The organism is Ideonella sp. (assembly GCF_041287625.1).
Lineage (GTDB): Bacteria > Pseudomonadota > Gammaproteobacteria > Burkholderiales > Burkholderiaceae_C > Ideonella.
The window spans coordinates 37,349-51,216 of the sequence record NZ_JBGGNH010000071.1; the positions used below are offsets into that span (position 1 = coordinate 37,349).

Annotated in this window: 12 protein-coding genes and 1 riboswitch; of the genes, 7 read left to right on the plus strand and 5 right to left on the minus strand. The window is 67.7% G+C overall.

Annotated features, from left to right (window positions below; all coding sequences use genetic code 11):
• Positions 1-2 precede the first annotated feature (2 nt).
• Positions 3-1,523, minus strand: a complete 1,521-nt coding sequence (locus tag ACAH41_RS26485; protein ID WP_325649553.1) for a CoA-acylating methylmalonate-semialdehyde dehydrogenase — start codon at positions 1,521-1,523, stop codon at positions 3-5.
• Between the two features lie 106 nt (positions 1,524-1,629).
• On the opposite strand from ACAH41_RS26485, the gene ACAH41_RS26490 reads away from it, so the two are divergent.
• Positions 1,630-2,562: a LysR family transcriptional regulator gene (locus ACAH41_RS26490; protein ID WP_325649551.1), complete on the plus strand. Its 933-nt coding sequence runs from the start codon at positions 1,630-1,632 to the stop codon at positions 2,560-2,562.
• Between the two features lie 642 nt (positions 2,563-3,204).
• On the plus strand, positions 3,205-3,927 hold the full coding sequence (locus ACAH41_RS26495) for a YecA family protein (RefSeq protein WP_325649550.1): 723 nt from the start codon (positions 3,205-3,207) through the stop codon (positions 3,925-3,927).
• A 189-nt stretch (positions 3,928-4,116) separates the two neighbouring features.
• Here ACAH41_RS26495 and ACAH41_RS26500 read toward each other — a convergent pair whose 3' ends face one another.
• Positions 4,117-5,448, minus strand: coding sequence for an Hsp70 family protein (locus tag ACAH41_RS26500; RefSeq protein WP_325649549.1), 1,332 nt, complete (start codon positions 5,446-5,448; stop codon positions 4,117-4,119).
• 47 nt (positions 5,449-5,495) lie between these two features.
• Positions 5,496-6,803 (minus strand): D-amino acid dehydrogenase, encoded by a 1,308-nt coding sequence (locus ACAH41_RS26505; RefSeq protein ID WP_325649547.1) that lies wholly within the window; start codon positions 6,801-6,803, stop codon positions 5,496-5,498.
• Between the two features lie 286 nt (positions 6,804-7,089).
• On the opposite strand from ACAH41_RS26505, the gene ACAH41_RS26510 reads away from it, so the two are divergent.
• Positions 7,090-7,299, plus strand: a complete 210-nt coding sequence (locus ACAH41_RS26510; protein WP_325649546.1) for a hypothetical protein — start codon at positions 7,090-7,092, stop codon at positions 7,297-7,299.
• 24 nt (positions 7,300-7,323) lie between these two features.
• On the opposite strand, the gene ACAH41_RS26515 is transcribed toward ACAH41_RS26510, so the two are convergent.
• On the minus strand, positions 7,324-8,166 hold the full coding sequence (locus ACAH41_RS26515; RefSeq protein WP_325649545.1) for a metallophosphoesterase: 843 nt from the start codon (positions 8,164-8,166) through the stop codon (positions 7,324-7,326).
• A gap of 42 nt (positions 8,167-8,208) precedes the next feature.
• A riboswitch (yybP-ykoY riboswitch) is annotated at positions 8,209-8,415 on the plus strand.
• A 3-nt stretch (positions 8,416-8,418) separates the two neighbouring features.
• On the opposite strand from ACAH41_RS26515, the gene ACAH41_RS26520 reads away from it, so the two are divergent.
• Positions 8,419-8,991, plus strand: coding sequence for a TMEM165/GDT1 family protein (locus ACAH41_RS26520; RefSeq protein WP_325649544.1), 573 nt, complete (start codon positions 8,419-8,421; stop codon positions 8,989-8,991).
• Between the two features lie 52 nt (positions 8,992-9,043).
• Here ACAH41_RS26520 and ACAH41_RS26525 read toward each other — a convergent pair whose 3' ends face one another.
• Complete coding sequence (locus ACAH41_RS26525; RefSeq protein WP_325649542.1) at positions 9,044-10,906, minus strand: phosphoenolpyruvate carboxykinase (GTP); 1,863 nt, start codon at positions 10,904-10,906, stop codon at positions 9,044-9,046.
• Between the two features lie 449 nt (positions 10,907-11,355).
• Here ACAH41_RS26525 and ACAH41_RS26530 point away from each other — a divergent pair, with 449 nt between their 5' ends.
• Genes ACAH41_RS26530 through ACAH41_RS26540 form a run of 3 tightly spaced genes read left to right on the plus strand, consistent with a single transcriptional unit; the run spans position 11,356 to position 13,776 of the window.
• Positions 11,356-11,610: a FeoA family protein gene (locus ACAH41_RS26530; RefSeq protein ID WP_325649540.1), complete on the plus strand. Its 255-nt coding sequence runs from the start codon at positions 11,356-11,358 to the stop codon at positions 11,608-11,610.
• Positions 11,607-13,523, plus strand: a complete 1,917-nt coding sequence (locus ACAH41_RS26535) for a ferrous iron transporter B (RefSeq protein ID WP_370538669.1) — start codon at positions 11,607-11,609, stop codon at positions 13,521-13,523. The genes ACAH41_RS26530 and ACAH41_RS26535 overlap by 4 nt, the downstream gene beginning before the upstream one ends.
• 4 nt (positions 13,524-13,527) lie before the next feature.
• Positions 13,528-13,776 carry a hypothetical protein gene (locus ACAH41_RS26540; protein ID WP_325649536.1) on the plus strand — a complete coding sequence of 83 codons (249 nt, stop codon included), beginning with the start codon at positions 13,528-13,530 and terminating at the stop codon, positions 13,774-13,776.
• Positions 13,777-13,868: the final 92 nt, after the last annotated feature.

A 13,868-nucleotide genomic window follows, 5' to 3' on the forward strand; every position in this document is an offset into this window, starting at 1 on the left:
ATTTACTTGGCGGTCGGCATCACGAACTCGGCGCCCTTGGCGATGCTGGCGGGCCAGCGCTGCATCACGCTTTTCTGCTTGGTGTAGAAGCGCACGCCTTCTTCGCCGTAGGCATGGGTGTCGCCGAACAGGCTTTTCTTCCAGCCGCCAAAGCCGTGCCAGGCCATCGGCACCGGGATCGGCACGTTGATGCCGACCATGCCGACCTGCACCCGGCGGCTGAACTCGCGCGCCACGTTGCCGTCGCTGGTGAAGCAGGCCACGCCGTTGCCGAACTCGTGGGCATTGACCAGCGCCAGCGCTTCGGCGAAGTCCTTCACGCGCACGCAGGCCAGCACCGGGCCGAAGATCTCTTCCTTGTAGATGCGCATCTCGGGCGTCACGTGGTCGAACAGCGTGCCGCCGGTGAAAAATCCGTTTTCCAGGCCGGCAACCGTGTGGCCGCGGCCGTCGACCACCAGTGTGGCGCCTTCTTCGACGCCCACGCCGATGTAGCCCTCGATGCGGTCCCGCGCCTCGCGGGTCACGATGGGGCCCATCTCGGCGTCCAGCGCCATGCCGTTCTTGATCTTCAGCGTGCGGGCGCGCTCGGCCAGCTTGGGCACGAGCTTGTCCGCCACGTCGCCTACCAGCACCGCGACCGAGATCGCCATGCAGCGCTCGCCGGCCGAGCCGTAGCCGGCGCCGACCAGCGCGTCCACCGCCTGCTCCACGTCCGCGTCCGGCATCACCACCATGTGGTTCTTCGCGCCGCCCAGCGCCTGCACCCGCTTGCCGTGATGCGCGCCGGTCTCGTAGATGTACTGGGCGATGGGCGTGGAGCCGACGAAGCTGATGGCGCGCACATCCGGGTGCTTGAGCAGCGTGTCGACCGCCAGCTTGTCGCCCTGCACGACGTTGAAGACACCGTCCGGCAGGCCGGCTTGCTTCAGCAGCTCGGCCATGAACAGGCTGGCCGACGGGTCGCGTTCGCTGGGCTTGAGCACGAAGCAGTTGCCGCAGGCCAGGGCGACCGGGAACATCCACATCGGGACCATGCATGGGAAGTTGAACGGCGTGATGCCGGCGACCACGCCCAGCGGCTGGCGCAGCGTCCAGTTGTCGATGCCGGTGGAGACCTGGTCGGTGAAGTCGCTCTTGAGCAGTTGCGGCGCGCCGCAGGCGAATTCCAGGATGTCGATGCCGCGGCTGACTTCGCCCTGCGCGTCGGTGAAGACCTTGCCGTGCTCGGCGGTGATCATCGCGGCCAGCGTGTCGCGGTGCTGGTTCATCAGCGCAAGGAACTGGTTCAGCACGCGGGCGCGGCGGATCGGCGGCGTGTCGGCCCAGGCCGGGAAAGCTGTCTGGGCGGCGGCCACGGCGGCGTTCACGTCGGCCTCGGCCGCCAGTTGCACCTGGCGCGCCACGGCGCCGGTGGCCGGGTTGTAGACCGCCTGGCTGCGGCCGCTGCTCGCCGGCACACGTTGGCCGCCAATGAAGTGGCCGACATCGGCGGTATGGGTGAAAGCTTCAGGGGCGCCCATGGCGGTCTCCAGTGGTTCGGCGGAAGCTTCGAGTCTAGGCAGCGCCAACCCTGCTGCCAATGCCAAAAGCCTGGATTCATTGTTCACTTTGGCGAACAATCCGGCGATGAGCTCGAACGACAACATGCCGCCCTGGGGCCACTTGCACGCCCTGGCCACGCTGGCCGAAGCCGGTAGCTACACCGCCGCCGCGCGCCGCCTGGGCCTGAGCAAGGCGGCGATGAGCCAGCGCATCAGCGAGTTGGAAAAAGCCGCCGGCGTGCCGCTGGTGCGGCGCACCACCCGCAGCGTGCGCCTGACCGAAGCCGGGCAACTGCTGGCCGAGCGCACCCGGCCCGCGTTCGAGACCCTGCAGGACGCTTTCAGTGGCGTGCGCGACCTGGCCGGCGCGCCACGCGGGCTGCTGCGAGTGACCGCGCCGGTCGCGCTGGCGCGCCAGCAACTGGTGCCGCGGCTGCCGGCCTTTCTGGCGCAGTACCCGGAAGTGCGGCTGGAACTGGAGTTGTCTGACCGGCTCAGCGCGCTGGCGCAGGACGGCTTCGACCTGGCACTGCGCCACATCAACTCACCGCCGGAAACCCATGTCGCCTGGCAACTCTGCGAAACCCGCTCGGTGCTGGTGGCCAGCCCGGACTACCTGGCGCGCCAGGCGGCACCGGCGCATCCGCAGGAGTTGGCCTGGCATCAATGCCTGTTTTACCCGCGGGCCGGTGACACGCCAGGCTGGAGCTTCGAGCCGTGCGGCGGCGGCGAGCGCCTCAGCGTGGGCGTGGCCGGGCCATTGGCGGCCAACAACAGCGAAGCCTTGCGCGACGCGGCGCTGGGCGGGCTGGGCGTCACCCTGCTGCCGGACTTCAGTGCCCAGGCCGCCCTGCGGGATGGCAGCTTGCGCCAACTGCTGCTGGATTGGCGCCCGGTGGGCAGCTTCGGCACGCACTTGTGGGCCATTCGGCCGCGCACGGCGCAGGTGCCGCGCACGGTTCAAGCGTTGGTGAGCTTTTTGCTAGCAGGTTTTCATTTGGGCTTCCCGTTGCCATGAAGCAGCAACAGAAGCCTGCTCGAATGTTGCCGGGCAGGGTACGCCGATCCTGGACGGCAAAAAAAAAAACGACCCAGCTCTTGCGAGCTGAGTCGGATAAGTCCTCCAAGAGGACGTCGTTGGGACCGTTGGCGGCAATGGTCTTGCCAGGATGCCGGATGCAAGAAGCACCTTGGAACCGGGCGAAATCATTGCCAGATGGCGTGAACAGCGAGCGCATGACTGCAACCTGGTTCACCGTCTGAGCCTAGGCATCAGGAATGTGCCGGCTTGGACACAATTCGATACCCTTGCCTTCTCAACACGCCCCGACATCGAACGAATAAGCGATGACGGAGAGCCGCTTCAAGTTTTGCTGTGCGCGGCCGTGAACAAGGACAGAACATCCGGTGAACGCACGGCCTTGTCGAAAAACAAGGCCGTGCACGGAACAGCATGCAAGCGCTCTTCGCTGAACATTCCATCGACCGTGAGATGTACTGTACGGCGATGCTTCTGCCGGTGACATCCCCCTGACGGGGGATTAGGTAAAAGGTCACAGAAGAGGGACAAGCGGTTTGCGCGGGCGCCACACTGGCGAAGTGTGGTGCTTGCATTTGGGGCGGGCAGTGCCCTGGCTTGGCGCGCGAGAGACAATCCATCATGGCCACCTCTTCCGCAGCACCTTCCCCGCAAGCCCTTGCCCCGCTGAACGATGCCGACATGGAACGGCTGGAGCAGCTGCTCGACGCCGTGCCGGCACCGTTGGAGCCGCTGGACCTGATGATGCTGGACGGCTACCTCTGCGGCGTGCTGCTGCAGCCGACCCCTGTGCCCGAAGCGCGCTGGTTCCCGCATGTGATCGATGCCGACGGCCGCGCCGCACCGGCCAGCTTTCCCAGCGCACCCCTGCAAGCCCTGGTGCGCCGCCGCCACGCGGAGCTGAACCGCGCCATCCACGGCCGCCAATGGTTCGACCCTTGGGTCTTCGAGCTGGACGACGAGGACGATCCGCTGCAGGCCGTGATGCCCTGGGTGGCAGGTTTTGCGCTGGCGATGGAATGTTTCCCGCAGCTGATGCGCAACGACGCGCGCGAAGTGCTGGAACCGCTGGCCGTGCTGTACCGCGTGTTCGATCCCGAAGACCTGGAAGACGCGGACGACCTGCTGGAAATGATCGAGATGATCGAGCCGCCAGCCGATTTGTCCGACGCGGTCGAGGGCCTGGTGACCAGCACCTTGTTGCTGGCCGATGTCAGCCGCCCGCAATCGGGCCGGCCTGCCGGTGCCGCCGCCAAGGCGCGCAAGCCCGCGTCGCAGCGCGGCGCGGCAGCAAGGCCCGCAGGGCGCGCGGCCCCGGCCAAAAAGGCCGGGCCGAAGCACTGACCGGCCCGTGCGCGCGCAGGCCAGCGCCGGGCCGCCCCAAGCGGCCTGCGCCACCCGCCCGGCGGGTGGTTCGGGTACGCCCGCGAACCGGGTGCACCAGCCCGCAGCCGGCGCCGAGCCGCCTCAAGGCGGCTGCGCAACCCGCTTGGCGGGTGGACTCAGGTATCCGTGAGTCCGGGTGCACCATTTCTAACGAAAGACCCGCTGGGCGTGCAGCCCCAGGCCCTGGGCCACGCTGGCCAGGCGATCGCCGCGCACGGTGCGCGCGTTGGCAAACGGCGCGGCAATGCGCGTGGCCAGTGGCGCCAGACCGGTCGAGCCGCCAGTCAGGTAGACCGCTTCGATGCGCTCCGGCGTGACGCCGGCCAGCCGCACGGTTTCGACGCCCGCCTTGACGATGCGCGCCAGGTCCGCCTCCAGCGCCGCCATGGCCTGCGCTTCGCCCAGCGTGGTGCTCAAACGGGGCTCCACGGCGTCCAGGTCGATGTGGGCCGCGCGGCCTTCGGCCACGGCGATCTTCGCGCCTTCGGCCTCGCCCATCAGCGCATGGCCCAGGCGCTCGTCGACCACGGCCATCAAGCGCGTGTGCAACTGCGGGTCGGCATAAAAGGTCTTCATGCGGCGCAGCTCCATGACCCGCTGCGGCGTGTAGACGGTGTTGATCAGGTGCCAGGTCGCCAGGTCGAAATAGACCTTGCTGGGCACTTCGCGTGACGACGGCGGTGGCCCCAGCGCCTTGAAGCCGGCCAGCGGCAGGATGGCGCTGAGCTCGACCTGGCGGTCGAAATCGGTGCCGGCGACGTGCACACCGTGGCTGGCCAGGATGTCGCCTGCACGATCGATCTGCGTGGCGCGCTGCGGGCCGACGCGCACGACCGAAAAGTCCGAGGTGCCGCCGCCGATGTCGGCCACCAGCACCAGTTGCTCGTGGTCGGTGCTCGATTCATAGTCCAGCGCGGCGGCAATCGGCTCGAACTGGAAGCTGATCTCGTCGAAGCCGACCAGGCGCGCCGCCGCTTCCAGTGCGGCCTGGGCCTGTGCGTCCCGCACCGGGTCGTCGTCAACAAAAAACACCGGCCGGCCCAGCACCGCGCGCCGCAACGGCCCGCCGGCTTCTGCCTCGGCCAGCGACTTCAGGTGCTTCAGGTAGCCGGCGATCACGTCGAGGAAACGCACCGAACGGCCGGCGCCGACATCGGTGCCCTGCTCGATCAGCGGCGAGCCGAGCACGCTTTTCATCGAGCGCATCAGCCGGCCTTCGACGCCGTCCACGTAGGCGGCCAGTGCGGCACGGCCGTAGAGGCGGCGTGGGTCGGCGTGCGGCGATTGGCCTTCCATCGTGTAGAAGACCGAGGTCGGCATGGTGCGCTGGCCGGGCTCGACCTCGACCAGGCGCACGCTGCCCGCGTCAGGCAGTGCGATGGCCGAGTTCGAGGTGCCGAAGTCGATGGCGCAGAAAGCGGCGGGCTGAGCGGCGGGCTGGCGCGCCGAAGGGTCGTGGGAAGAGGCGGCGTCTGGCATGGGGGCGGGATTGTGTCATGCCCGCCCGTTACGCTGCAGACGGCGCTTCAGGCGACCTGGACCATGGGCTGGCGCGCCGGCGCAGCCTCGCCGCAGAAGCCGAACTGCAGTTGCGGCTGGCGGCCGCACATCAGCTCGGCCAGCGCCCGGCCGGAGCCGGCGCCATGGGTCCAGCCCAGCGTGCCGTGGCCGGCGTTGAGCCACAGGTTGCCGATCTTGCTGCGGCCGATGTAGGGGATGTTGGTGGGCGTGCTTGGGCGCAGGCCGGTCCAGAAGTTCGGCTCCGAGGTGTCGGCCACGCCGGGGAACAGCTCCTCGTAGCGCTGCACCAGCGAGGCGCAGCGGACCTTCGCGGTCGTCGTGTCCAGCCGCGTGTCGTAGCCGGCCATCTCGGCGGTGCCAGCGATGCGGATGGTGTCGCCCAGGCGCGAGATCGCGATCTTGCGGCCGTCGTCCAGCAGGCTGACGGTGCTGGCGGCTTCGGGGCGCTTGAGCTTCATCGTTGCCGAGTAGCCCTTGGCCGGGTAGATGTCCAGGTCCACACCGACCGGGCGCAGCATGGGTGCGGTGTACGAGCCCATTGCGGCGACCAACTGGCCGACCGCCAGCGTGCGGGCCTGGCCGCTGAGCTGGTCCTTCACGCGCACGCCGCTGATGGCGTCGCCGCTGCGCTCGAAGCCCAGCACGTCGTGCTGCCAGAGGAACTTCACGCCACGCTCGGCGCAGCGGCGGGCCAGTTCCTGCGTGAAGACACGGGCGTCGCCGGATTCGTCGCTGGCGGTGTACGTGCCGCCGTGGATCTGGCTGCCAAAGGCCGCCAGTGCCGGCTCGACCTTCAGCACTTCCTCGCGGCTCAGCACCCGACGGTCCACGCCGTATTCGCGCATCAGCCCGGCTGCCTGCGCGCCGGCTTCGAAGTCGGCCTGAGACGAGAAGAAATGCATGATGCCGCGTTCCAGGCGGTTGTACGTGATGCCGGTCTCATTGACCAAGGCCTTCAGCGACTCATGACTGTAGGCACCCAAGGCCACCAGTTGCTGCACGTTGCGTGCAAATGCCGCGTCGGTGCACTGGGTCAGGAACTTGGCACCCCAGCGCCATTGGTACGGGTCCATGCGCGGGCGGAACAGCAGCGGCGCATCGTCGCGCAGCAGCCACTTGGCCACCTTCAGCGGCGCGCCGGCATTGGCCCAGGGTTCGCAGAAGCAGACGGAGATCTGCGCGCCGTTGGCGAAGCTGGTTTCCAGCGCCGCATCGGGCTGGCGGTCCACCACCGTGACCTCATGGCCTTCAGCCGCCAGGTACCAGGCGGTGCTGATGCCGATGATGCCGGCGCCGAGAACAATGACCTTCATGCCGCAGCCTCGTAAAGATGCGGGCCGCGTCAGGCGGCCCAATGGGCGGAATTGTGGACGGCAGGGGGCGAATCAGAAAGACGGATTACTTAAATTCGACATTCATAAGATTCGTGAATGTTTCAACTCGGTGCATGCCTGTCGTCACCCCAGACCGGGTGCAAAGCGTGTGCCGGGTGGCCGCAGGATAAAACCCTGAATAGCGTGTGGTTCTTGGCTTCATTCAACTTATCTCAGGGTGTGCCGCGGCCGAAACTTTCCTTAACACTTTTGAGGAGAGGTCCACATGAATTCCCGACCCAACAGCCTGCTTCGCCGCCTGATCGGCCTGCCAGCCGGTTCCGCCAGCCACCAACAAGACCCGGCCGACATGGGCACTGCCATTGGCATGGAATACACGCTGGACCAGCCACCGCTGCCGCATCACGCCGAGTCCGGCGGCGTCCGTGGACAAACGCCATCCCGCGGCTGGTTTGCCCGCCGCCACAACAACTGAGCGCGCGGAGCGCCACATCGGGACTCAGTCCGGCAGCTCGATCAGCAGCCCGGGCCGGTAAGCCGCCTGCTCGCCCTTGTTGGCATAACCCAGCGGGTTGGCGACGACACGGCAGGCCCAGGGCAGCCCTTCGGCGCTGCAGCCTTGCACCGTGTAGTCGTTGAAACAATGCAGGTGGCCATGCATCCAGACCTCGGCCTGGGGCAGCAGGTCGTCCATCGCATTGCAGAAACCTGCAGTGCCAGGGTTCACGCCATAGCGCGGGTCCGCGCTGCGCAGCGATGGCGCGAAATGCGTCACCACCACGGTGCTGCCGTCGAACGGCCGGGCCAGTTGCTCGCGCAACCAGGCCTGGCTGGCGAGTGACAGCCCGCGCACGGCTTCGGCCAGCATCGGCTGGCCGTCCTGCAGGCTGGTGTTCTTGCGCAGGTAGAAATTCGCCGCGCGGAAGGCTTTCTCGCGCAGCTGCAGCTGCTGGGTGACACTGGCATCGGCAGGTGCCAGCGCGTCGAAATCGCTCCACAAGGTACTGCCAATGAAGCGCACGCGCCCTCGCACCAGCACCTCGCTTTCCAGCCAGGTGATGCCGAGCTGCTCGCACAGGCCGCGCAGCCTGTCGTAGGTCGCACCGTACTCCTGGTGGTCGAACTCATGATTGCCCGGCAGGAACATCACCTCGGGCCAGGCCGCGCCGGCGCCCTGGGGCGAAAAGCGCGCGAGGCCAAAATCGTCGTCCTTCAGCCGCGAGCCGGCCTGGTAGGAGCCGATGTCGCCGGCCAGCACCAGCAGGTCGACGCCGGGCACCGGCACGGGGACAAAACCTGGATCACGCTCCAGGTGCAGGTCGGACATCAATTGGATCTTCATGGCGGGTGCAGTCTATCCAGGCCGCGCTGGCTATACTGCCGGCCACTCGTCATTGGGGAGTAGCCGCCCTGTCCCCACAGGGGTCCGCGTCAACACACTTGGCCCTCACGGCCATGGCGCGCACAGCAACCACCAAGCGCCGCTGGCCTCAGCGCGCTGGGCCTGGCAAGACCTTTGACTGCATCGCCTCCGGTAGGGCCGGGGTTGCGCGTGCAGTCCTGGTTTCTTGGTGCCGGCCCCGGAGTTGTTCAGATGGAAGCTTTCCTCGTGTCCACCGGCGTCGTCGCGCTGGGTGAAATGGGCGACAAGACGCAGTTGCTGGCCGTTTTGCTGGCCGCCCGGTTCCGCAAGCCCTGGCCCATCATTGCCGGCGTGCTGGTCGCCACGCTGATCAACCATGGCTTTGCCGGCGCCGTCGGTGGCGCGGTGGCGGCGCTGCTCGGGCCGGACCTGCTGCGCTGGGTGATCGGCAGCTCCTTCCTGGCCATGGCCGCCTGGATGATGGTGCCGGACAAGCTGGACGACGCCCCCGCAGGCAACAGCAGCCGTTTCGGCGTCTTCGGCACCACGGTGATCGCGTTTTTCATTGCCGAGATGGGCGACAAGACGCAGATCGCCACGGTGGCGCTGGCCGCCCGCTACGCCGACCTGTTCGCGGTCGTCGCCGGAACGACGCTGGGCATGATGCTGGCCAACGTGCCTGCGGTATTCCTCGGCGACCAGATCGCGCGCAAGGTCTCGATGACGCTGGTGCACGGCATCGCCGCGGCAGTGTTCGCGGTGCTGGGCCTGCTGACGCTGTTCAACGTCGGCCGCTTGTTCTGAGCATGAAAAAAGCGCCCCCGCAGGGCGCTCCTGACGGTGCGCTGCCTGCGCTTCAGGCGCCCAGCGCCTTCTCCAGCTTGGCCTTGGTGGCACTCAGTTCGGCCGGCAGGTGGTAGGCCAACTGGGTGAACAGCTCTTCGTGCAGCTTCAGCTCGGCGGTCCAGGCGGCCGGGTCGGCGCTGATGATGCTGTTGAACTGCTCGCGGCTGAAGCTCAGGCCGTCCCAGCTCAGGTCTTCGTAGCGCGGGCTCAGGCCGAAGAAGTGCTCCTGGGCCTGCGCCTGGCCTTCGATGCGCTCGACCATCCACTTCAGCACGCGCATGTTGTCGCCGTAGCCCGGCCAGACGAACTTGCCGTCTGCGCCCTTGCGGAACCAGTTGACGCAGAAGATGGCCGGCAGCTTCGCGCCCTGGGCCTGCAGCCGGGTGCCGAGCTCCAGCCAGTGCTGGAAATAGTCGCTCATGTTGTAGCCCATGAAGGGCAGCATGGCGAACGGGTCACGGCGAACCACGCCTTGCTGGCCGACGGCTGCGGCGGTGGTTTCGGAGCCCATGGTCGCGGCCATGTAGACGCCCTCGGTCCAGTCGCGCGCCTCGGTCACCAGCGGCACCGTGGTGGAGCGGCGGCCGCCGAAGATGAAGGCGTCGATCGGCACGCCAGCGGCATCGTCCCAGGCCGGGTCCAGCGCCGGGTTGTTGGTGGCAGGCACGGTGAAGCGGGCGTTCGGGTGCGCGGCCTTGGCGCCGGTCTCCTTGCCAATCTGCGGCGTCCAGTCCTTGCCTTGCCAATCGATGGCGTGCGCGGGTGCCGGGCCCATGCCTTCCCACCAGACGTCGCCGTCATCGGTGAGGGCCACGTTCGTGAAGATCACGTCGCGGTCCAGGCTGTGCATGCAGTTCGGGTTGGTCTCGAAATTGGTGCCCGGGGCCACGCCGAAGTAGCCGGCTTCCGGATTGATCGCGCAGAGCTTGCCGTCGGCACGCGGCTTGATCCAGGCGATGTCGTCGCCGATGGTGGTGACCTTCCAGTCACCCAGCGCGGCCGGCGGGATCAGCATCGCGAAGTTGGTCTTGCCACAGGCGCTGGGGAAGGCGGCGGCGACGTGGTACTTCTTGCCCGCCGGACTCGTCACGCCCAGGATCAGCATGTGCTCGGCCAGCCAGCCTTCGTCACGGCCCATGGTCGAGGCGATGCGCAGTGCAAAACACTTCTTGCCCAGCAGCGCGTTGCCGCCATAGCCCGAGCCATAGGACCAGATCTCGCGCGTCTCGGGGTAGTGCACGATGTACTTGGTCTTGTTGCAAGGCCACGAGACATCGGCCTGGCCGGCTTCCAGCGGCGCGCCCACGGTGTGCACGCAAGGCACGAAGTCGCCTTCCACACCCAGCAGTTCGACCGCAGCGCGGCCCATGCGGGTCATCACGCGCATGTTGACGGCCACGTACGGCGAGTCCGACAGTTCGACGCCGATGTGCGCGATGGGCGAGCCCAGCGGCCCCATCGAGAACGGCACGACGTACATCGTGCGGCCCTTCATGCTGCCCTTGAACAGCGCCTGTTCGCCGGTCTGCAGCAGCGCGCGCATTTCGGCCGGCGCCATCCAGTTGTTGGTCGGGCCGGCGTCTTCCTTGCGCTGCGCGCAGATGAAGGTGCGGTCTTCGACCCGCGCCACGTCCGAGGGATCGGAGCAGGCGAGGTAGCTGCCAGGGCGCCTGGCCGGGTTCAACTGCTTGAAGGTGCCGGCGGCCACCAACTGCTGGCAGAGGCGGTCGTACTCTTCCTTCGAGCCGTCACACCAGTAGATGTCGCTGGGCTCGGTCAGCGCGGCCACCTCGGCCACCCAGGCCAGCAGGCGGGCATTTTTCACGTAGGCGGGCGCGTTCAAGCGAACACCTTCCTCGACGGGGCGGTTCATGGCAAGGCTCCAATCATCAAAGTCAAAAGACGGGATTGGGCGAACCTCGCCAATGTCACCGGGGCGGCGGCCAAACGGCCTGCCGGCACATGCGGGGCTCGCCCAATGCCGCGAGCGAGCGGGTACTGCCTGACGGGGTGGCAAGGCCGCAGAGGAGTTACACGAGGTTTCACTCCCCTCAACCCGATCACGACCCATCCGCACAGGAAGGAACCCGTCATGCGAATGTAACTTCGCCGTAATTCGAGCACCAAGCCTCGTCGCGCCATCATGCAAATCCGGCATGGACCGATGCCTGAATCCGCCAAGGGGGCCTGGAACGGCAAAGACCGACCAAAACACGCAGGCGCCACAGCAGGATGCAAATGAGACATACTCTCATTTGTATGCCAATGGCCGTGCCGGTCGCACCGGCACGTTCTCAGCCAATTTTCCCTTTCGTCCGCTTCATGCTGTTGTCCGAACTCCCCACCGGTGCGCTGGCGCACGTGGCGCAGCTGCAAACGCGCAGCGCCGACCTCGATGAAGCCGCGCTGCAGCGCCTGGCCGAACTGGGCTTCCTGCCGGGCGAGCCGGTGCAGGTGGTGCAGCGCGGGCCGGGCGGCCGGGAGCCGCTGGCGGTGATGGTGGGCGACGCGCTGTTCGCGCTGCGGCTGGCCGAAGCGGTCTGCATCGAGGTGGCGCTGGACGGAGCGGCGAAATGAGCGCCGGCACCGCAGCGACGATGGATGAATTGGGCGGCCGCGCTCCCAGCGTCGCGCTGGTCGGCAACCCGAACTGCGGCAAGACCGCGCTGTTCAACCTGCTGACCGGGGCGCGCCAGAAGGTCGCCAACTACGCCGTCGTGACGGTCGAGCGCAAGGTCGGCACGGCCCGGCTGGCCAGCGGGCGCACGGTTTCGGTGATCGACCTGCCGGGCGTCTACAGCCTGCGGCCGGTGACGCTGGACGAGCAGGTCACGCTGGAGGTCATCGAAGGCCGGCGCGCCGGCGAAGACGTGCCGGACCTGATCGTCGCGGTGGTCGACGCGACCAACCTGCGCATGAACCTGCGCCTGGTGCTGGAACTGCGCGGGCTGGGCCGGCCGATGGTCGTGGCGCTGAACATGGCCGACGTGGCGCGGGCCCGCGGCCTGGCGATCGACAGCAAGATCCTCGCGGCTGAACTTGGCTGCCCGGTGGTCGAAACCGTGGCGGTGAAAAACGACGGCCACAACGGCCTGCTGCAGCAACTCGGCGAGGCCATCGGCCGCCTGCCGGCCACCCCGGCCGCCGTCACCGAACACGGCCACGCCGCGCGGCCGGCGGTCGGCCTGGCCGAAGTCATCGCGCTGCAGCGCGAGGTGACCCGCATCCTGGCACTGGCCGCGCCGCAACCGATGCGCAAGCCGCGGCTGGACGCCCGCTTGGACGCGCTGGTGATGCACCCGTGGGTCGGCCCGGTCATCCTCGCCGCGCTGCTGTTCATCATCTTCCAGGCCGTCTTCTCCTGGGCCAACTGGCCGATGGACCTGATCAAGGACAGCATGGCCGGGCTGGGCGAATGGACCAGCGTGCACATGCCCGACGGCCCGCTGCGCAGCCTGCTGGTGGACGGCGTGATCGCCGGCGTCGGTGGCGTGATCGTCTTCCTGCCGCAGATCCTGATCCTGTTCTTTTTCATCCTGATCCTGGAAGACTCGGGCTACCTGCCGCGCGCGGCCTTCCTGCTGGACAAGCTGATGGGCAAGGTCGGCCTGTCGGGCCGCGCTTTCATTCCGCTGCTGTCCAGCTTCGCCTGCGCCATTCCGGGCGTGATGGCCACCCGCACCATCGCCAACTGGCGCGACCGGCTGGCCACCATCATGGTCGCGCCGCTGATGACCTGCTCGGCGCGGCTGCCGGTCTACGCGCTGCTGATCGGCGCCTTCGTGCCGGACCGCGCCGTCGGCCCATTCAACCTGCGCGGCTTGACGCTGTTTGCGCTCTACCTGGCCGGCGTGCTGTCCGCCTGCGCGGTGGCCTGGGTCTTCAAGCGCGTCTGGCACAAGAGCCGCTACCAGCCGCTGATGCTGGAACTGCCGCCCTACCGCGTGCCCAGCCTGCGCAGCCTGGCAATGGGCCTGTGGGAACGCGCCAGCATCTTCATGCGCCGCGTCGGCACCATCATCTTCTCGCTGACGGTGCTGCTGTGGTTCCTCTCCAGCTACCCGGCTGCACCGGACGGCGCCACCGGCGCGCCCATCCAGTACAGCTTCGCCGGCCAGCTCGGCAAGCTGCTGGAACACGTCTTCGCGCCCATCGGCTTCAACTGGCAGATCTCGATCGCGCTGGTGCCGGGCATGGCCGCGCGCGAGGTCGTGGTCGGCGCGCTGGGCACGGTGTATTCGCTGTCCGCGGCAGACGATCAGGTCGCAGAAAGCCTGGCGCCGGTGATCGCGCAAGGCTGGTCACTGGCCACCGCCTACGCGCTGCTGGCCTGGTTCATCTTCGCGCCGCAGTGCATTTCCACGCTGGCCGCCGTGCGGCGCGAGACCAACAGCTGGCGCTATCCGTTCTGGATGGCGACCTACCTCTTCGCGCTGGCCTACGCGGCCGCCTTCGTGACCTATCACGTGACCCTTTGGCTGGGAGGCTGACGCCATGCTGATGCAGAACCTGATCGTCCTTTCACTGGTGGCCGGCAGCCTGGCCTATGCGCTGTGGACGCTGATGCCGGCAGCGCTGCGACAGGGCCTGGCGCGCAAGCTGCTGCCCTTGGCGCCTAACCAGGCCTGGCTGCAGAAGGCGGCGCGGCAGGCCGGCGGCTGCGGCGGTGGTGACGGCGGCTGCAGCAACTGTGGTGACGGCGGCACGCCCAAGGTCCAGACCATCAAGATCCACCGCAGGTAAATCGGCACCCGCCCCCGCGAGTACGCGGGGTCACCCGGCAAGCGGGTAGGCGGGGCCGCTTGGGGCGGCCCGGCGCTGGCCCCGCTCGCCAT